The 21,201-nt window shown below is 35.0% G+C and carries 12 protein-coding genes and 1 pseudogene; 5 read left to right on the top strand and 8 right to left on the bottom strand.

Annotated elements, in window-relative coordinates; translation table 11 throughout:
- Positions 1-18: 18 nt before the first annotated feature.
- The 4 genes and pseudogenes from AC1DVP_RS05600 to AC1DVP_RS05585 form a co-directional block, all read right to left on the bottom strand.
- Complete coding sequence (locus AC1DVP_RS05600) at positions 19-5,751, bottom strand: DUF5977 domain-containing protein (RefSeq protein ID WP_477182553.1); 5,733 nt, start codon at positions 5,749-5,751, stop codon at positions 19-21.
- Positions 5,752-5,812: 61 nt separating this feature from the next.
- Positions 5,813-7,480, bottom strand: a complete 1,668-nt coding sequence (locus AC1DVP_RS05595; RefSeq protein ID WP_477182552.1) for a T9SS type A sorting domain-containing protein — start codon at positions 7,478-7,480, stop codon at positions 5,813-5,815.
- Between the two features lie 657 nt (positions 7,481-8,137).
- Positions 8,138-8,929, bottom strand: a complete 792-nt coding sequence (locus AC1DVP_RS05590; protein ID WP_477182551.1) for a gluconate 5-dehydrogenase — start codon at positions 8,927-8,929, stop codon at positions 8,138-8,140.
- A 16-nt stretch (positions 8,930-8,945) separates the two neighbouring features.
- Positions 8,946-9,086 (bottom strand): annotated as a pseudogene (locus AC1DVP_RS05585) (5-dehydro-4-deoxy-D-glucuronate isomerase); the annotation flags it as partial.
- 761 nt (positions 9,087-9,847) lie between these two features.
- On the opposite strand from AC1DVP_RS05585, the gene AC1DVP_RS05580 reads away from it, so the two are divergent.
- The 5 genes from AC1DVP_RS05580 (at position 9,848) to AC1DVP_RS05560 (ending at position 16,962) form a co-directional block, all read left to right on the top strand.
- The gene (locus tag AC1DVP_RS05580) at positions 9,848-10,876 is read left to right on the top strand and encodes a LacI family DNA-binding transcriptional regulator (protein ID WP_477182550.1); all 1,029 of its coding nucleotides are present in this window, start codon (positions 9,848-9,850) and stop codon (positions 10,874-10,876) included.
- Positions 10,877-11,261: 385 nt separating this feature from the next.
- Positions 11,262-12,881: a hypothetical protein gene (locus AC1DVP_RS05575; RefSeq protein ID WP_477182549.1), complete on the top strand. Its 1,620-nt coding sequence runs from the start codon at positions 11,262-11,264 to the stop codon at positions 12,879-12,881.
- Between the two features lie 14 nt (positions 12,882-12,895).
- Complete coding sequence (locus AC1DVP_RS05570; RefSeq protein ID WP_477182548.1) at positions 12,896-15,211, top strand: heparinase II/III domain-containing protein; 2,316 nt, start codon at positions 12,896-12,898, stop codon at positions 15,209-15,211.
- Between the two features lie 34 nt (positions 15,212-15,245).
- Complete coding sequence (locus AC1DVP_RS05565; protein WP_477182547.1) at positions 15,246-16,679, top strand: glycosyl hydrolase family 28 protein; 1,434 nt, start codon at positions 15,246-15,248, stop codon at positions 16,677-16,679.
- 88 nt (positions 16,680-16,767) lie between these two features.
- On the top strand, positions 16,768-16,962 hold the full coding sequence (locus tag AC1DVP_RS05560) for a hypothetical protein (protein ID WP_477182546.1): 195 nt from the start codon (positions 16,768-16,770) through the stop codon (positions 16,960-16,962).
- A 404-nt stretch (positions 16,963-17,366) separates the two neighbouring features.
- On the opposite strand, the gene AC1DVP_RS05555 is transcribed toward AC1DVP_RS05560, so the two are convergent.
- The 4 genes from AC1DVP_RS05555 to AC1DVP_RS05540 form a co-directional block, all read right to left on the bottom strand.
- A complete protein-coding gene (locus AC1DVP_RS05555) occupies positions 17,367-17,786 on the bottom strand; it encodes an energy transducer TonB (protein WP_477182545.1) in 420 nt (139 codons plus the stop codon).
- Positions 17,787-17,865: 79 nt separating this feature from the next.
- Complete coding sequence (locus AC1DVP_RS05550) at positions 17,866-18,705, bottom strand: hypothetical protein (RefSeq protein ID WP_477182544.1); 840 nt, start codon at positions 18,703-18,705, stop codon at positions 17,866-17,868.
- Positions 18,706-18,884: 179 nt separating this feature from the next.
- Positions 18,885-19,739 carry a hypothetical protein gene (locus tag AC1DVP_RS05545; protein WP_477182543.1) on the bottom strand — a complete coding sequence of 285 codons (855 nt, stop codon included), beginning with the start codon at positions 19,737-19,739 and terminating at the stop codon, positions 18,885-18,887.
- Between the two features lie 31 nt (positions 19,740-19,770).
- Entirely contained in the window at positions 19,771-21,198 is a 1,428-nt protein-coding gene (locus AC1DVP_RS05540; protein WP_477182542.1) for a hypothetical protein, read from the bottom strand.
- Between the last annotated feature and the right edge of the window lie 3 nt (positions 21,199-21,201).

Raw genomic sequence — 21,201 nt, 5'->3', positions numbered from 1 at the left:
ATTTTTAAATACTAAGAATTAATTAATAGTAAATGATTGAATCACTGGTTCTCCGACAAAGGTCAAGACAACTGTAAATGTTGTACCAGTTGAATTTGCAGGTAAAACAAAATATTTAGTTATAGTAGCTGTTTTATTAACTTGATACTGATATCGTATAGTTACAGAAATTGTTCTCTCTATATGGCTTGCCGAGTTGCAGCTAGCGCTTACCCAAATCTTAGACATCATCGGATCATAATCTAACATAGAAACACTGTAAGTCTCAGATGAGCAAGTTCCATTTGCATTTATATAGGTTTGTGAATTGAGACTAATATCGTTTTGAGCCAGCAAGTCAGCATTTGATTGAGAAATAGTTGAACTATATGTTCCGGCAGGAACTGTATAGGTTACCGCAGAACCGCCTTTACCTGTACCGCAATTGTTTTTATTGGCTGTTATGGATTTAGCGGCACTATAAAAAGTACACGTTGCCGATGAGTTGGAATTGGCATTAGCCYGTCCATCAGTATTAAATTTATTGAGACCTTTAGTGTCAGCATCAGCCTGAGAAACAGTTGAAGTAACAGCTCCAGCAGCTTGGCTAAAAGGAACACTAGATCCAATTCCTCCTGCTTCACAATTGTTTTTCGCAAATGAACCATTAAATCCAACACTGCTAAACGTGCAGTTTGCATTTGCATTTGCATAGTTTTGTCCATCCGTATTAAATTTAGCCAGTCCTAATGCATCGGCGTCCGCCTGCGAAATTATCGATGTAACCACGCCTAAAGCTTGGCTGTAGCTAACACTGGATCCAACGCCTCCAGATGCACAATTGTTTCTTGTGAAAGAACCGCTTTGGGCAATACTTTTAAAGGTACAGCTTCCGTTTGCATTGGCATAGTTTTGACCATCGGTATTAAATTTAGCCAGTCCTAATGCATCGGCATCGGCCTGAGAAACAATCGATGTAACAGCTCCTAAAGCCTGGCTGTAGCTCACACTGGACCCAACGCCTCCAGATGCACAATTGTTTCTTGTGAAAGAACTGCTTTGTGCAGCACTGCTGTAAGTACAGGTTCCGTTTGCATTAGCATTATTCTGGCCGTCCGTATTAAATTTTGACAGGCCAATTGCATCGGCATCGGCCTGCGAAATAATAGACGTAACAGCGCCAGCTGCCTGGCTAAAAGGAACACTAGATCCAACGCCTCCTGCTGCACAATTATTCCTTGTGAAAGAACCGCTTCGCGCGACACTGCTGTAAGTACAAGTTCCGTTTGCATTGGCGTTATTCTGGCCGTCTATATTAAATTTTGTTAGTCCTAATGCATCGGCATCGGCCTGGGAAATAATAGACGTAACAGCTCCTAAAGCCTGGCTGTAGGTCACGCTGGATCCAACGCCTCCTGCCGCACAATTATTCCTTGTGAAAGAACCGCTTCGCGCAGCACTGCTGTAAGTACAGCTTCCATTTGCATTGGCATTATTCTGGCCGTCAGTATTAAATTTTGTCAGTCCTAATGCATCGGCATCAGCCTGGGAAATAATCGATGTAACCACGCCTAAAGCCTGGCTGTAGCTCACGCTGGACCCAACGCCTCCAGATGCACAATTATTCCTTGTAAAAGAACTGCTTCGGGTTATACTCTTAAAGGTACAGGTTCCGTTTGCATTGGCATTATTTTGGCCGTCTGTATTAAATTTTGTCAGTCCTAATGCATCGGCATCAGCCTGCGAAATAATCGATGTAACCGCACCTAAAGCCTGGCTGTAGCTCACACTGGATCCAACGCCTCCAGATGCACAATTGTTCCTTGTGAAAGAACCGCTTCGGGCTATGCTTTTAAAGCTACAGGTTCCGTTTGCATTGGCATTATTCTGTCCGTCAGTATTAAATTTTGTCAGTCCTAATGCATCGGCATCGGCCTGGGAAATAATCGATGTAACCATGCCTAAAGCCTGGCTGTAGCTCACACTTGATCCAACGCCTCCTGCTGCACAATTATTTCTTGTAAAAGAACTGCTTCGGGCTATGCTTTTAAAGGTACAGGTTCCGTTTGCATTGGCATTATTCTGGCCGTCCGTATTAAATTTAGTCAGTCCTAATGCATCGGCATCGGCCTGGGAAATAATCGATGTAACCGCGCCTAAAGCTTGACTATAACTAACTGTTGCGCCAACGCCTCCAGATGCACAATTATTCCTTGTAAAAGAACTGCTTCGGGCTATACTCTTAAAGGTACAGGTTCCGTTTGCATTGGCATTATTCTGGCCGTCCGTATTAAATTTAGTCAGTCCTAATGCATCGGCATCGGCCTGGGAAATAATCGATGTAACAGCACCAACAGCTTGGCTGTAGCTCACACTGGATCCAACGCCTCCAGCCACACAATTATTCCTTGTGAAAGAACCGCTTTGGGCTATACTCTTAAAGGTACAGGTTCCGTTTGCATTGGCATAAATTTGGCCGTTTGCGGTGACATCATTTTGGGCTTTTGTATCCGCATCAGCCTGCGATATGATAGAGGTATAGACACCAGCCGCAACGTTATAGATTACTGATGAGCCAATACCCCCTGCACTGCAATTGTTTTTTGTGTAAGTACCGCTTTTGGCTGTGCTTGTATAAGTGATAACACTTATTTGAGAACAATTTATAACTTGCCCTTTGTAATTGTAGCAATATCGTTGCAAAACATTTAAATCCTGATCTTTGATAAATTTTAACCTATTAAATTCATCATAATCATAGTAAGTAGAGTTCCCCTTAGGATCAGTTACACAGCTTACTCCAATAAGTGGTTTATAAGTGTAGGTGTTTACCATAGAGTTGGAAAGATTGGATCTCAAACTGCTAAAAGAACTTTCGGTCAAAGATCCATTATCACTTGCTGTTTGTAACGCAGCAACATAACTGGAGACTTGGCTATAAGTGGCATTCTCTATTTTGGCTATGGGCTGTGTTTTGTTGTAACCCCAAATAATACTTACAGGAATTCCGCTTTCTAATGTGTACTGCAAAATATTCCCTTTGTCATCGTATTGATCATAGGTGATTTTTTTATCCAGACTTAAATCGATAGCATTTACTCCTTTGTTAAGACCAATAGATCCTGGTAATAATAAATTACTTGTTGCAATACTTTTATCATAAACTGTTTTTTGTTCTGATAATTTTACCCCTTGCCTTAAAGTTTGTGTATCAAGAAGTATCCCGATCATATTTTTAGAGATTAACTCATTTCGGAAGGGCTCAGCTGCCATTTCGGAGTCTTGTGGATAAAAATATTTGGTTTCCAAAGCTTCTCCTTTTGAGTTGGTTAACTTTTGACTTTTTAAAAAACTTGAGTTTAAATTATAATCATATGTGGTAACCTGAACTAAAGAATCACCATGATAATAATTTGTATTTTCTTCTTGTACTAATTTATAATTTTTGGCTCTAATTGCTTTCCAACCGTATTTAAAATAATTTAAAGGCGAAAAATATGCTGGCCCACAACCTGAGCCAATTCCAGTTCCGCCTGAATATAATTTCTCCATAACATGTTTTGATTCTAAAGAATATACATATTTTGAAACATCTGGGTTCTTCTCAAATAAATAACCGTTTTTTTGTCTTTGTACAGCTATATTTGCTTGATCCTTTATCGTTTTAGAATCAAGCAAGCCATCAATTAAATAGGTTTCCTGATCTTGTAAAGAATTCAACGTTGGCATTCCTAAATAAGTAAATATTATTTTCCCATTATTGGTTCCGTCTTGAGAAACATCCATTTTTTCTACCATCTTATAAAGGACTGGACTACCTCTAAAATTTGATAATGGAAAAATACTATTGTAGTTATAATAATCTGTTTTAACATAAGAGCCTTGAGGGCAATCTTTACTGTCAGCAATAAAATACCCTGAATAAAATTCTGGTTTTTGAAGCATTACTCCTGTACTATTATTCGCTTGAGAATAATTATATACTGTACTTAAACATTGATTACTAAAATCACAATTTTGGACTTGTTTAACTCTCAGCCCTCCAACAGTTTGATTGAAGGAATTTGGTCTTTGTTTTAACGTTGCGGTTAACGAACTAGAAGCACCAACAGTTGAAGCGGCCTTTAGGTGGTAAGTCCCTAATTGATTAATAACATTTTTTTGGTTAGCCCCAGTTTTGTTTAAGTCAGTAGGAATCCATCTATTTTCCCAAGCCCAATTTTGATTATCTCTAAATATTGGGGTATTTTCTTGTCCTTCTAAAAATATGGAAATAGTTGCACTTCTATCATCAAAAGGCATAATACTTGTATTATTGGCTAAAGTATAATTAAATACTATTTCTGCAGGAACCGAATTAACAGTAAATGTCTTTTCTACTGTAATTCCAGTATTTGCATTGGTTGCAGCAGATAATGGGGTATACAGAGTGCTGTCTGCATCATAAGGAAGATTATAATTATTAGAAGCTAAATAAACACTATTGGGCTCATAATCAATAACAGAATACCCCTTCGTTTGATAGGTAATCTTTTTCAACGCTCCAATTTTTGTACTGGCAAAATCAGGTTTTATACTCGGATTATCAGTAGGTGCTGTTGAAGAGGTAACAGCAGTAACATTTTTATTGTAATATCCCCACAAATCTTTTTTATAATGATAATTTAGAAGTGTTGAATTGGGATAATCAGTAGTCATGTCATACTCCATTTGGTTTGTAATTTCACCATTGTATGCAACATTCAATAAATTCCTTCTTCTATCTACCCAATTTGAATATGCAAAAGAATAGTTCTTAACTATATCTCCTGAATTGTTTTTTAAGAGTAATTTTTTTATGACACTAACAGACTCTTCACTTGGGTTTTGATCGTATTCTAATTCTATTGTATAACCATTCGTTATTATCTTATTCAGAGTTCTATTAGAAATATTAATATTTGTTATGTTATTCCTAATTAAATTTTGAGTAGCAATTGGATTGCCTAAGTCATTCGTAGCTATAATTAATGATTGGCTTTGATTGGTGTCATTATAAGAACTTATATTACCATATTCAAATATGATTTTATTATTCGTTTTTGGGAAATTAATTTCTGTTAATAAAAAAGAAGAGTTATAATCAAGTTCTTCGGTACCCTGAATTCTAGTTGCAGTTATTGGAAGGTTAAAAATATAATTAATTCCCTGATCATCAACCAATGTGAATCCAGTTGACGAATTTCCGATAATTTTATAATTTTCATTCTTCAAAAAAATAGGGTTGTTATTCTTATCTAAGTAAAAACTACAGTTAATATTTCCAACGTTTATTGTGTATTTATCAGGTTCTCCATCAAATACTCCATCAGAAACACTTTTCAAAAACTCATACGTTTGCTTTTMTGTATAACTATCAAATGGAGGTTGCTTATTCACATAGGCATCAATTATTGCTTTATTACTTTCAAAAACTTCATCATTTAGACCATTAATAGTGTGCAAAATAGAACCTCCAATATTAAAAGTCCAGCCTACACCAGCATAACCAGGAGTTTCATCCAGCAACAATCCTGAATAATTATATGATAAATTGATTGGCATAGTAAAACCCCCTTCTTGAATTTCAAATATTGGAATTGTGTAGTTTATTCTGCCAGTAGAGATATCTATAGGGATTTCGCCTACCTTACTCATAGATGCAACCTGAGGGGAAGCTGTAGTTATGTTCGGGATATATTGTTTACCAGGATTTGTAGGGTCTTGGGCTTTTACTAATAATGTATTTAGCACTAGAATAATTAAAAAAAAAGAATATTTGGTCATTATATGGGACTTCATCTGTTTTGTCTGTTTATTTATTACTTCCCTTAATCAATTTCACCCCATCTGTATGCACATTGGTCTTTATGCTTACCAAGTAGAATCCCTGGGGGTAATTGCTTAAATCTATAGGAACGGTTCGACTGTGTATTTCAAAATGCTGCAGCTGCCTCCCTTGCAGGTCGTACAATGATGCTGTACCCTGTTCAAAATCATAACCAATTATTATATTGGTAAAAGTCGTAACAGGATTAGGGATTGCTTCTATATTTACTTTTACCTCAATTGGTTTTTCTTTATCTTTCAATTTTACTACCCAAAAATCATTTCCGCCAATGGTTGAATTTTTATCTTGAGACGATTTAGAATTGGAAGTTCCCGCAAGCAAGTAGCCGCCATCTCTGGTTTCGATAAGTTTCCTTAAAATATCTTCTCCTTTGCTTCCAACAGTCTTCTTCCAGAGCTCTTCGCCTGTATCACTAATTTTTAAAGCGATGTAATCGTTAATTCCATCTTTATCACCACTCGCTTTCAATTGCAAACTTCCTTTTGTTCCTTGGTCGCTTTCGCTTTGGGCATACCCGCCAATCAGGAAAGTATGATCCTCGTTTTCTACCATTGAGGTCAAAATATCTACTTTGCCAAAATTGTAGGTCTTGCTCCACACTGCATCCCCTTTCTCATCCATTTTCAATACCCAGTAATCGGTGCCATTACTCACAGTGCCACCTTTATAACTAAGTTGAGTGGTGCTATTGGAATTCCCGCCTGCAATATACCCTCCATCCTTAGTTTGATGGATCACATATAACTGATTATCTCCATTGCCTCCGTATGTTTTTTGCCATTCGATTTCACCTAGATTGTCAATTTTCAAAATCCAATAATCCCCAATTCCATTATTTTTCTCAGTTTTATCTCCGGAGCGTGGTGAATTGGAGTATCCGCCTAGAATATAGCCGCCATCAGCGGTTTGTTCCATACTTCTTAATACATCAGCATATTCACCGCCATAAGTTTTTTGCCATTGTACAGTTCCGGTATTGTCAAGTTTTATAATCCAATAATCCATATTGCCTCTGCACTTTTCGGTCTTACCTGTTAAATCGGGTTTTACATCAATTGTGCCTTTTTCCGTGATGTCTTTTTTAGGAGGTAATGTACTATTGGAAGAGCCCCCAAGCATATAGCCGCCATCGAGGGTCTGAAAAGCGCACAGCAATTCATCCTGGCCGTTGCCTCCAATAGTCTTCTGCCATTGTTCGTCACCTTTGGCGTTAAGTTTAATAACCCAAAAATCGGTTATCCCCTTGCAGTTTTCTTTTTTGTCGCCAATGGATCCTTTTGGGGTTTGCTGACTGTTTGATGTACCGGCCAAAATAAAGCCGCCATCCTTAGTGTTTTTGATGCTTTGAAGCAGATCAAAACCACTTCCTCCAAGGCTTTTTTGCCAATCAAGGTCTCCTTTCTCATTCATTTTCCAAATCCAGTAGTCCAAATCGCCGTGATTGTCCTCACTCTTATTCCCTGTTTTGTCAGACAGAGAACTCCCTGCTAGAATAAATCCATAATCGGCTGTGGGCTGGGCATCAAAAAGATAATCTGCATGGATTCCTCCGTATGATTTTTCCCAAAGGATATCTTGGGAGTTAGTAAAACAAGAATAAAATAGGAATAGTAGAAGTATTTTTTTTTCCATAGATTTGATTTAGAAGGGAATAGAGAGGCAACAGTTGTCTTAAACTTACTTAAGCAATTTGGTGTTAATTGTTGTTAAATTTTAAGCAAAATTTGTGCAATAGTAGGTTATCTATTTCATCTGTACAATACCCACTTTTAGTGATATTTCATTTAATAAAATTTTCAAAAAAAAGTATAAATTCACACAATAGATTCAAAACCAATAAATAACAAAAAAATGCTCAAATGACAGTAAATTGATAATTCAAAAGGAAGGATAAAATGTGATGCGATATTGAAAAAAGGAAAGAAAAAAATAAAAATTCGATGAGTTGATATAGAAAACAATAAAAGTCCATAAAAATTAGAATGCCGTTTGATAGGAAAATAACTTTAGAAATAGTACAATATGCTATCAAGAACAATTGAAATACTAAAATACTTATTATTGGAATATCGTTTTTATTTCTTCAGCATTATATTTTTATTGACACTCTTGGTTTATAACCGATATGAGATTTTAGCTATAGAAAAAAACGTCTTGAGATAGACAAAAAACTGTATCGACTTCAAGTCAAGGAAACCTCTATGAGAATTATATCATAAACAAAAAAAACATCACATAAAAAGTGATGTTTTTTATATAAAAAATCCGCTTAGCTTATCCTAAACACTTTTAAACCTCATTAGACGGTTTGCCAATAGTTGCCAGAATTCCACCGTCAACATAAACAATATGCCCATTAACAAAGTCACTTGCTTTTGAACTCAAGAAAATGGCAGCTCCTTGCAAATCATCAGGATCTCCCCAACGGCCTGCTGGAGTTCTACTAACAATAAATTCATTAAATGGATGTCCATCAACTCTAATTGGGGCTGTTTGGCTAGTTGCAAAATATCCCGGTCCTATTCCGTTTGTTTGAATATTAAATTTGGCCCATTCCGTAGCCATACTGCGTGTCAGCATTTTCAATCCTCCTTTTGCGGCAGCATAAGCACTTACAGAATCTCTGCCCAATTCACTCATCATGGAACAGATGTTTATTATTTTTCCACCTCCACGTTGAATCATTCCTTTTGCAACATTTTTTGAAACAATAAAAGGACTTATTAAATCCACATTTATTACCGCTGCAAAATCTTCAACTTCCATTTCAATGATTGGAGTTCGTTTGATGATTCCTGCGTTATTGATTAAAATATCGATAGGGCCAACTTCTGTTTCTATCTGTGTTATGCTGGCAATTACAGCTTTTTCGTCGGTTACATTAAATACATACCCGTAAGCTTCAATCCCTACAGACTTATACTCAGCAACAGCTTTATCTAAGGCTTCTTGTGAAAGATCGTTTACTACAATTTTGGCTCCTGCATGTCCAAGTCCCTTAGCCATCGCCATTCCTAAACCATGAACACCACCGGTAATTAAAGCAGTTTTACCTGTTAAATCAAATAAATTTATTGACATAATTATTTTTTTAAGTTTATTTTAATTCATCTATTTTACAAAAATCCATATTGCCGTTGTCCATGTTCTCGCTTGCCATTCCCCAAATAAATACATAATTGCTCGTTCCCGACCCCGAATGCATAGACCATGGCGGATAAATTACAGCTTCATTATTCCTAAGAAATAGCCTGATTTTAAGGGACTAATTGTTTCTAACTCCAAAGTAGTTTTAACAAGTACAGCTCCACCTTCAATATACCTGTAGTAATGAGTGCATACCAAATTTACCCTACGAGCTACATTAAATTTCGAATTAAAAACTCTTCCCGCAATCTTGTTGTATCGTATGTTTTCACATCTTGAGGTGAAGAGGCATATCGAACTTTAAAATCATTTGCCGTTATTATACGTATCTAAGTATTAGTTGTTACTATTTAAAAAAAAGCATAAAACAGACTATTTTTTTGGCAAAAGTAATATATTTATTTTAAAATACAATCGATTGTATTTTAATTTTTTTCGTAATTTTGTAAGATAGCGTTTCGAGAAAAAAAATGTTATAGAAAGGTCTTTTTTAAAATTATGAATTGAGTTGCCTAATGTATATTGGACGGAAATTGAAAAATTATTTTTATTGAACGCTCCATAAATAGTAATTTTCAAAAATTGCTACTATATTAGTCTAACCTGTTGGACTTAATTTATAAAATTTTAATTTAACACATACAAACATAGATTTTACTTTAAAAAAGAATGCAAAAAAGAAATACATTTCTTTTACATAGTAAGCTATGTGTTTTTAAAAAAAGTGAAACGCCTATTTTTGAGCTTACAAAATCTACGTGCTGAAAATAATTACACCCAATGAGTTAGTCTAATATTAATTTGCTATTAGAATAAAATTAAAAACTTAAAAAAAACTAATCCAATTCTATAATGGAAAACAGTAAAGTGACAATACATGATATCGCCAAAGAATTAAACATAGACAGTTCAACGGTTTCAAGAGCCTTGAACAACAACTCCAGAGTAACTCAGAAAACAAAAGACAGGATTCTTGAAAAAGCCAATGAGATGGGATATCAAAGAAATCTATTGGCATCCAGTTTACGAAATAACAAGACCAACACGATAGGCGTTATTGTTCCCAGAATATCGCGCCATTTCTTTTCTTCGGCAATTGCAGGTATTGAAGAAACAGCATCTGAAGCAGGATACAATGTTATCATTTGCCAATCATTGGAACAATTCAACAGAGAACAAAAAATGGCCAATACCCTTTTGGCAAACAGAGTCGATGGTCTCTTAATCTCTATTTCTATGGAAACTACGGATAGTGATTATTTGCAAATTTTCAAAAAAAGCGGCACACCATTAGTGTTTTTCGATAGACATTGTGACATTCCAGGCAATAGCAATGTGGTTATTGATGATTTTCAAGGAGGGTTTGATGCAACAGAACATCTTATATTGCAGGGATGCAAAAAAATAGCTCATTTTTCTGGACCACAAGAATTAGAAATTTATAAAAATAGATATAAGGGTTACAAATCTGCTTTGGAGAAACATAATATTAAGTTGGACAACAACTTGGTTATACACTCAAAACTAATGGAAATAGACGGAATTGAAAGTGCTAAAAAATTACTTTCCCAACCAATGCCTATTGATGGGATTTTTTCTGCAAATGATACTGCAGCCATCAGTGCCTTGCAATATTTAAAAGGAGAAGGTATCAAAATTCCGGAAGACATTGCAATTGTTGGATTTAGCAATGAACCTATTTCTTCGGTAATAGAACCTTCATTGACAACTATTGATCAACCTGGTTTTGAAATGGGAAAAATAGCTGCAAATTTACTACTGGCACAAATAAATGATAAGCCAGACACTATTGTGCCTAAAACAATAATATTGAAACCTGTTCTTATAAAACGTAATTCTTCAAAAAAATTATCTGAATAAATTGTATCGCAAAATATTAGAAAACTACATTTTACAAAAAAGCGTTGAAATTTAACAAACAGTTCAGAATGCAATCCATTTTAATTATATATAATTTTGGGATTTAATCAAATTATTTCCAAAGATTATGATTTTAATTAGTGAAGATTCAGAAAGCAAATTATTATTTACTAAATTTTTATGTTTTAACAGATGCAGGAAAGCAATACATTTATTTTATAGATAATATGTTTGCCAATTGCATTAATACAAAGCTATATTATACCCTGATTCAATTGAAACCCACATCAAAAAAGATTTTTCTTCCGATGAAATAAAAATGTGGATTCCTGACAACCAAAATTTAAATACTTTTTCGAAAGAAATAAAAACTTAAAGATAAACAATGAAACATCTGGTATTCACTATCTTCATCACCTTGTTCTCTGTTTCAAGTCTTCTTGCGCAAACTGCTCAATGGCAGTGGTCGGTTCCGGTTTCTAGCATTATCTCTAATGAAACAGGCGAACATCCACGTGCCTTTTTGTGGATTCCTGAAAACTGCAAACAAGTTCGAGCCGTTTTGATTGGCCAGCATAATATGACAGAAGAAACTATTTTTGAAAATCTAAAATTTCGAAAAGAAATGGCTAAATTAGGTATTGCTATCGTTTGGGTAACTCCTGGATTTGACATGTTATTTGACTTCAATAAAGGTGCCGGAGAGCAGTTCGAATCCATTATGAACGCTTTGGCAGAGGAATCAGGATACTCAGAGCTCAAATTTGCCCCGGCAATTCCAATAGGACATTCTGCCTATGCTACATATCCATGGAATTTTGCGGCATGGAATCCAGAAAGAACATTGGCAGTCCTATCTATTCATGGAGATGCTCCCTTAACAAACCTTACTGGATTTGGACGTCCAAATATGGATTGGAACAGACGAAACATTGATGGTGTGCCTGGTTTAATGATCGAAGGCGAATATGAATGGCTGGAAACACGAGTACAGCCAGCACTCGATTTTCAGCAACATTTTCCGGCTGCTCCAGTCTCTTTTTTATGTGATGCCGGACACGGTCATTTTGATATTTCGGACGAATTAATAGATTATCTCAATTTGTTCATCAAAAAAGCGGTACAATATCGTTTACCGTCGTCTGCAGCCGCTCTTGACAAACCCGTTCTGTTAACACCGATTAATCCAAAAAAAGGCTGGCTTAAAGAGCGTTGGAAAAAAGATATTAAACCAACATATCCTGCTGCTTCCTATAATCAATACCAAGGCGATAAAAAAGATGCTTTCTGGTACTTCGACAAAGAAACAGCCAGTGCTGCCGAAAAATTTTACGCCAAAACCCGCGACAAAAAAGAGCAATACCTTGGCTTTAGCCAAAATGGAACTTTACTTCCTTTCAATCCAAAACAACATGCCCGCATTTCCGGCAAGTTCTCTCCCGAAGCGGATGGGCTCACCTTTTATCTAAAATCTGTTTTTACAGATACTTTAAGAGCAAAACCGACAGATGATCATGCCAAATCAAAACCAATAATAAGTCGTATTTGCGGGCCAGTTGCAAAAATAAATGATACCACCTTCTCGGTACGATTCTACCGAATGGGACTCAATAATGAAAAACGAACTGGAGACATTTGGCTTATGGCAAGCCATCCGGGAAACAAAAAATATAAGAGTAGTGTTCAGCAATTCAATATGAAAATACCATTGCAAAATAAAGAAGGAATTGATCAACACATCAGTTTTCCAGCAATACAAAACATAAAGCAAGGGATAAATTCCCTATCTTTAAAAGCAACTTCAGATAGCGGGATGCCCGTTTATTTCTATGTTAATGAAGGTCCTGCAAAATGGAAAGATGGAAAATTAATTTTTACAAAAATTCCACCTCGGAGCAAATTTCCAATTAAAGTTACTGTGATAGCTTGGCAATACGGACGTACTGTTGAACCTAAAATCAAATCGGCTATACCGGTTGTTCAAAGTTTTTATATTTTAAAATAATCAAATATTCATTAATGAATAATAGTAAAAAAATGAAAAAACACTTATTCTTGATAATTGTCTGTGCATTTAGTATCACGGCTTCAGCTCAGGGACGAAAATACTTATTGCATACCGATGTTAATATTTCCCGTTTGAAAGAACAAATCAAAAATGATTCAGAGGTTAAAAAATCTTGGGAGAACCAGTTACAAAAAGCAGAAGACATTCTTAAACGCGAACAGTCTAGTGCTCCAGATTTACAGGAACTGGGATTAGCATACCGAATGACTGGCGACTCTCGTTTTGCAGAAAGAATTAAACAAGTATTGCTTAGTTACATCGGTCAAAAAAGTTGGGAAGGGCAGGATTTACTGCAGCGCTCTCCAGCTTGGAAAGGTGGACTAGGAACAGCTCATACCAGTTATTATATTGCCATAGGATATGATTGTGCATACAGCTACTTAAATCCTGCCGAAAGAAAAAAAATTGCTGATGGCATCGTAAAATTAGGGATTAAACCCGCAATGGACGATTGGCTTTCGCCTGAAACAAACATCCACACTTTCGATACCATGGGACACAATTGGTGGAGCGCTTGCGTCGATATGGCTGGATTTGCTGCATTGGCAGTAAAAAACGAAATTCCTGAAGCTCAAAAATGGGCTAACGAAATTTCAGAAATAACGACAGAATGGGTTAATTTTTCTGGAAATGTAATGGACAACAAACCGATGACTTTCGGTCGCGATGGCGGTTTTTATGAAAGTATCAACTACGCCAGCTTTGGTTTTTCGCAATACCTCCTTTTTCGTTATGCTTTCCAAAATGTACTTCCAGAGGTAAAATTACCTGAAGTTCCGGCTATGGAAAAAATGGCCGACTTCTTTATTCAAACGACTTATTACACAAAAGACACACCGCTTTCAGTCAATTTTGGAGATGGCAGTATCAAAAAAAATGGAAACTCCTGTGTCCTTTTATTATGGAATCTGGGAGTTCATAAAGATCGTTATAATTGGTATTTGCAAAAAACAATGAAAGGTTCCGACAAAGAAAGCTTGGAGATGGACACCCCTCAAGGCCTGATTTTGCATCCTGATTTTTCAAATCAAAAAGAGGTTAAAGCCCCTGATTTGCCCGAATCAAAACTATTTTCGGATTTAGGCTGGGCAACTTTACGCAATTCTTGGAAAGACAATGCAACTATGCTGGGCATCAAATGTGGTACCACATGGAATCATGCACATGCAGATGCGGGTTCTTTCATCCTCTTTCACAATGGTAAAAACCTAATCATCGACTCTGGAAATTCGTCCTACGGAAGACCTGAATACACTGAATATTATTGTCAGAGCGAAGCACACAATGTTGCACTTTTCAATGGAAAAGCCCAAAGCAGAAATGATCCTTATTTCGGAGTAAAAAATGAAGGACACCTTTATAATCTGCTTGAAACTGACAAAATGAAATACATTTTTACGGATGCCACCGGCCCAACTTCACAATGGTTTTCCCGTAATTATCGCCATTTTTTATGGATAGGCGATGTAATTCTGGTGATAGACGATCTAGAATCCTATGAACCTGGAAAGTTTGAATGGTTACTGCATTACAATGGAGAATCAAAACGTCATGGCTTGGATTTATCAATCAAAGATGGTGATGCCGAAGTGCTGGTTCGTCCACTTTATCCAGAGACATTTCCTGATGGCGGATTACCTCATGACTTTCCTGAAAAAATGCGCCTTGAAGAAAAATCAGGGTTAAAAGACCACGAACCAGATGTAAAACAACCCTACTGGTCTATTAGTCATTTTCAAGAAACCAACCGCACCAAATTTGTTACGGCAATAACCTTAAAAAACGAACAAACCAAAGATAAATTACCAACTATTGAACCCTTTGACGGAAAAGATTTTCTGGGTGTTAAAATCACTCAAAATGGAGAAACTACAGTAATTTATCTAAACCTGTTAGCGGACGGTCGAATCAAACACCGCAATAGCCTCAATGTGATGAACGGATGGGATACTGATGCCTATCTAATGGCGCTGACATTCCCTGAAGGTACGGATATCAACAATCCAAAAAACATAAAACGACTGTTCATTTCAGATGGCAGTTATCTGCGCAGAAATGGAACGCCATTAATTCATGCACTTTCCAAATTTTTTACTATCATTGATTTTGACGGTAACAACCAAAATATGCAATTTCAGGGACAAGATGAGGTAAGGGTTTCTATGTATTCCGAAAAAAAACAGAAATCGGTTATCGTCAACGGTAAAAAAGTACAAGCCGATTATAATACGGATTCTAAATTGTCAAAATTTGTTATAAAAAAATAATCCTCAATTTAAAATTAATTCAATCCATATTCTAATGAAAAAAATAGTTATCATCCTCTTATTGACTAGTATCAACTTTTGTTTAAATGCCCAACAACTAATTACATTTCCCGTATCAGACAGTATACCTCATAATGACGATTTCACCGTTAAAGTTAGAATACCTGGCGGTCAATGGCAGGATTTATATGAATATGAAGCATTAGTAGACATGCATAATGTCCGCAAAAGTTCGATGGTAAACTTTGACTTCAAAGGAACAGTTGAATTTTCGGTAACCTGCAATCGAGAAGCTGTAAAATCTGCACGCATTCGTCCATTATCTTATGGTTTTCAGCCTCAAATAACGGGAAACACCATAACATTTTCGCTTGACAGACCTACAAACCTTTCTCTTGAAGTTAATGGAGATATTTTTCATAATCTGCATATATTTACCAATGCACCCGAAACCGTTAAACCTAAACCCAAAGATCCTAATGTAATTTATTTTGCGCCAGGTTTTCATACAGTCAAAGATAATGTGTTGAAAGTTCCAAATGGCAAAACAGTCTATTTGGCAGGAGGAGCGGTTCTAAAAGCCTCAATTCTTTGTGAAAATGCAAAGGATATCCGAATCTGCGGGCGTGGAATTATTTATAAAGCAAATGACGGTGTGGGGGTAAATTTTTCAAACAACGTTTTAATTGAAGATCTAATCTTCTTAAATCCGGATCATTATACCGTATCGAGCGGACAATCTTCGAACCTTACGATAAAGAACATCCGCTCTTTCAGTTCCAGAGGCTGGGGTGACGGCATTGATCTTTTTAGCAATAACAATGTTTTAATTGATGGCGTTTTTATGAGAAATTCAGATGACTGCATCGCCATTTATGGACATCGCTGGAAATTTTACGGGGATTGTCGGGATATCACGGTACGAAATGCTACTCTTTGGGCTGATGTAGCGCATCCCATTTTAATTGGAACCCATGGAAATCCAGAACCAGGACAATCCGAAGTAATCGAAAACATAAAATTTGAAAACATAGATATTTTGAATCATGATGAACCTCAGATTAATTACCAAGGCTGTATGTCTATTAATGTCTCTGACGAAAATTTAGCCAGAAATATTTATTTTGAAAATATCCGAGTTGAAGATTTCGAACAGGGACAACTTATCAATTTACGTGTTACCTATAATAAAAAGTATGCAAAAGCTCCCGGTCGTGGAATTGAAAATGTATTTTTTAAAAATGTGAGTTATAATGGAAAAAATGCCAATCTATCAATTATTGAAGGATATTCGCCAGAACGCGGAATTAAAAACATTGTATTCGAAGGTTTGAAAATAAATGGAACTGAAATTTCAGATCAATCAATTAATAAACGGCACATGCAGCTATCTGATTTTGCCAAATTCTATGAAGGTTTATATGTAGAAGGGCTTGTTTATAAATCCTTAAATCAAGACGCAAAATAATACTTACAAAAAAGCAGTTAGAAATAACTCAACTTCATATCAAACCAGGAAATCGAGAAAGATTTCCTGGTTTTTTTGTACAAAAACCTTGTTCACTTATATTAAACATGAAAACCAAGAACTTAATGTTGGACACGATATGTGTTACGGATCTTTTGCTTATGAAAAAAATGGAAAATATAAGGTTAGATTTACTTCAATGAATATTGATGGTAAATCTTTAAATACAACTGACTGGCAGATTTTTGAAAATCCTTATCTAAATGACAATAGTAATCAATAAAAAACACTACCGCCAACTCACGTCTGTATCCATTTGCGGATTTGGCGGAATTATCGTTTTAATTCGTATTTTCGTTTAATCTAAAAACTCGTCTTTGTAAATCGCAGGCGGCTACAGGCGCGGGAACGTTAACAGGGTTTAATTTTTATGCTTCCCTTTATGGGTATTAGTTAGAAGAAGTTCAAACAGCCCACAGAACCTAACAAGATTCTCGTTTTAGAGAACGCCTTATAGAACTGGATAACATAATAAATCCTAAATCACTTTTTAGAATAAAATAGCTACACCGTTTTTATGATGTAGCTATTTTTGTCCTTCGTCTCTGAATATGTTTTTTTTATTATTTATATCTCAAACTTCTGCTTTGAAATTGTAATGGCTTTATTTTTTTAAGAAGCGTATTCTTAATTCTGGTTTCCTTGAATATTTAGAGGCATACTATATTTTACCTCTACTGGTTTTCCATCTTTAATTCCTGGAGTCCATCCTTTACAATTTTCAAATATCTTTCTTAACTGCTGTGATATTCCAAAACCAAGATCATTATTTATTTTATCAACACGCAGTGATCCATCTGTTTGAACAACAAATTCTATTACTACTCTTCCTCCAACAAAATTCGGATCTGAAGGAATAACTATTCTTTCTGCTATATATTTATAGAACTTATCTCCTTTATTTGCAGTTTTCTGTCCTTCTTTACTTTTATTTTCATCAAGAGTCGCTGATATTTGATCAGTGCCAATCTTAACTCCTGTTTTTTCAGTTTGTGAATAAAGTGAATTAAGACTTAAAATTGAAACTAGCAATAATGTTGTTCTCATTTTGGAAATTTATTAAGTTATTTAATTTATTATGTGTCTATTAGTTTACTCTCATAAGTAAGCATAAAATATCAATATATTATTCGTTTTCATCCAGTTGTTTTCTTTTCTTGCCTATAACAACGATGCCATTAGGCGTTTGTTTATCAGTTTCAAAAAAACGCTCTCCGTTTACAATATAACTGCGAATATAATTAGGTGATCGTTTTAACATATCTAAAAAGTGATCAAATCGATTTTCTCCAATCATAATATTATTATTACCGTTTTTTAAAACTCTTTCATGAATTTCTACATTATCACCTTCTTTGTAAACACCATCCTTGTCTAGAACATAGTAGTTGGTAACAGTAGGAGCATCATATACTTGTACAAAAACATCTGATTCAGCTTTACTGTTTTTATATCTCCAGTCTTTTGGAACTTTAAATTTATGAATGTCTATTTTATTAAACTCCATATTGGAACTTTCCTTTTCAAATTTATAGGCTAATACCGCAAGATATTGTTTTTGTGTCTTTTTCTCTGTAAAATAAATTTCACTATAACAATATACGTATGGCATTGGAAAATCTTCTAGTTTTAAACTTTTAAATTTTGTTTCATACGCCTTTAATTGTGTTTCCGAAAAAGATTTAGGAGGGAGCATAAATGAATTGGCTTCTGCGGCATAATCTTTAAACGCTAAAGGATAGTTCGTTGCACAATAACCCCAATACCAAGAAGGTAAGTAGGCAGTTTCAATGGGTTTATGCGCAATCATAATATAAGGACTTTCATAATACACCACTTTGTCTATTTTTATATTATCTAATTTATCATAAGATTTTATTGTTATAGAATTAGGTGATGATTGTCCAATAGCAATTATTGGTAAGACCATTAATAACTTAAATAGTAATTTGTTTGTTCTGTTCATATTGACTAGTGTTCAATTAGAGATTGGCAAATAACCTATGATTTGTTCATCCTATATTGGATAGCATAAATCCTAAATCATTTCATTTTTTGGAATAAAATAGCTACACCGTTTTTATGATGTAGCTATTTGTGTTGTTTGCCCTCGTATGTGTCACAAATACTGTAAGTACTACTTAATTATTGCTTATCCGATTCGTTTTCATCTAGTTGTTTTCTTTTCTTGCCTATAACAACGATGCCTTTTGGCGTTTGTTTAACGGTTTCAAAAATACGTTCTCCATTTACAATATAACTACGAATATAATTTGGTGAGCGTTTTAACATATCTAAGAAGTGATCAAATCGATTGCCTTCAATTTCAATATTACTGTTATTATTTGTCATGACATTTTGAATAATATCTACAGGATTACCTTTTTTATAAACACCGTCATTGTCTAAAACGTAGAAGTCGATAGTAATAGGTGAATCATATAGTTGTACAAAATTATCTTCTGACTGAGCTTTAGGGGTTTTATATCTTGACTTTTTTGAAATATTAAATTTATGTATGTCAACATTGCTAAATTCCATATTAGGTATTTCCTTTTCAAATGTATAATTCAATAACATGATATACCGTTTTTGTGTTTTTTTATCAGTCAAATAAATCTCTCCATAACAATATACATATGGTAGTGTTAAATCTTCTAGTTTTAAACTTTTAAATTTTGTTTCATAATCTTTTAATTCCTTTTCTGAAAAAGATTTAGGAGGGAGCATAAATGAGTTAGCATCTGCAACATAATTTTTAAAAGCTAAAGGATATGATGTTGCGCAATACCCCCAATACCACGAAGGCAAGTAGTCAGTTTCAACAGGTTTATTACCATATATAGCATAAGGAGTTTGATAATATACTACTTTGTCTATTTTTACATTATCTAATTTGTCATAAGTTTTTCTAACTATTGTACTAGGAGATGATTGTCCAATAACAAGTATTGGTAAAAAAATAAGCGATTTAAACAATGAGTGGATTATTTTTTTCATATTATATCTATTTAAATTAAGATTTTAGGGTTTAGTTTTTTTGGTAAAGTATAACTGGATTTAAAGGATAATCTTCTGCCTCCCAAATGGTATATTCCCCTACTTTATATTGACATGTTTCATCGATTGTGCCCATATTAATTTTAACAGATAAACTAAAATCAGCTGAAATTTTTCCTAATTTTAGAGTAGGAGTCAAAAGAACACCTGATCCATCGGTATTGGTCATTACGGAGGCTCTATATTTGAATGCCTCTGCTTTGATTGATCCTTTAGCTTCACCACATATATGATTAGAATCACCTACCTCAGCTGATACCGATCCAGATACTGCTGTAAAGCCTATTTCAAAACCTCCTTCAATTTCTGCTTTAGCAGCGGTTGAATCATCCAATGCCCCTTTTATATCAATGGATCCAGTTGCTGAACCTAAATTTAATGCAGCAAACATATTTACGACACCAATTGAATATATAGGAATTTTTATGGTCGGCATTGTTTGTGTTAAAGTTCCCATTAAATCAAATGATGTTGCATTACCATATTTAGTACCATCGGCATACATATCCACATTTTTGCTTTCTATGGTTCCTGTTAAAGTTAAGAATTTTGAACTTTCACTAATCTTACTTCCACTTGTTTTTGATTCTACGAAAGCTTTAATGTTTTCAGCCATATCATTTATTTTTGTTTTTATACCATCAATTTTTGATTGATAACTGATTTTATTCTCATCCACAATCTGAATGTTTCCTGTCGCGGAAATGCCACCTGATCCGGTAGATACAACAACCGAAGTTGAAGTGGTACCTGAATAAGTAGCTGAGCTATCATTTCCGGTAACACCAGTGCCTGACCACGTTAGATATCCACCAAAAGAAGTTGTCATACTCATACTTGCTTCTCTTGCCGATCCACTATTTACCATTACTAACGTTTGTCCATTTTTAACGATTCTATTTGGATTATTAGAATCGGTGATTATAAAAGCGTCTTCTGTTGGGGGTATTACATTCATTAAATTACAATACAAGGGATAATAAAGACAATAATCATCCGTAGCATTAAGATTAGTATAATCAAGATTATAATAAATATAAGAAATAGGATTATGATAATAATTAAAAACAACTACTTCATGTAGTTGAGTAGTCAAAGCTAATGTAGCATTTAGTTCCGCATCACTTATGGCTATTAATGTTCCCATATCGGCTGTGTTTACAACACCATCATTGTTATAGTCCCTAAAGTCATTATTTGGATTAGTGTCATTGTTTACCGAAGAGATATACGTTTCAGTACTCGTAAAAGCATTGATTTGAACGCCGGCATTTTCAAATTGCTGTAAAATGGCAGTTGTTTGAGCGTCAAAGTCCATGTCTTGCCAATCCTGCGCATAACTGCTTTGCCCCATCAATAAACATAAGAATGTAAAGGCTAATATATAATATTTCTTCATAAT

Source organism: Flavobacterium sp. P3_A6, from assembly GCF_056403035.1.
Note: the sequence above shows the minus strand (reverse complement) of the source record. Positions and strands in the feature narration are given on the sequence as shown.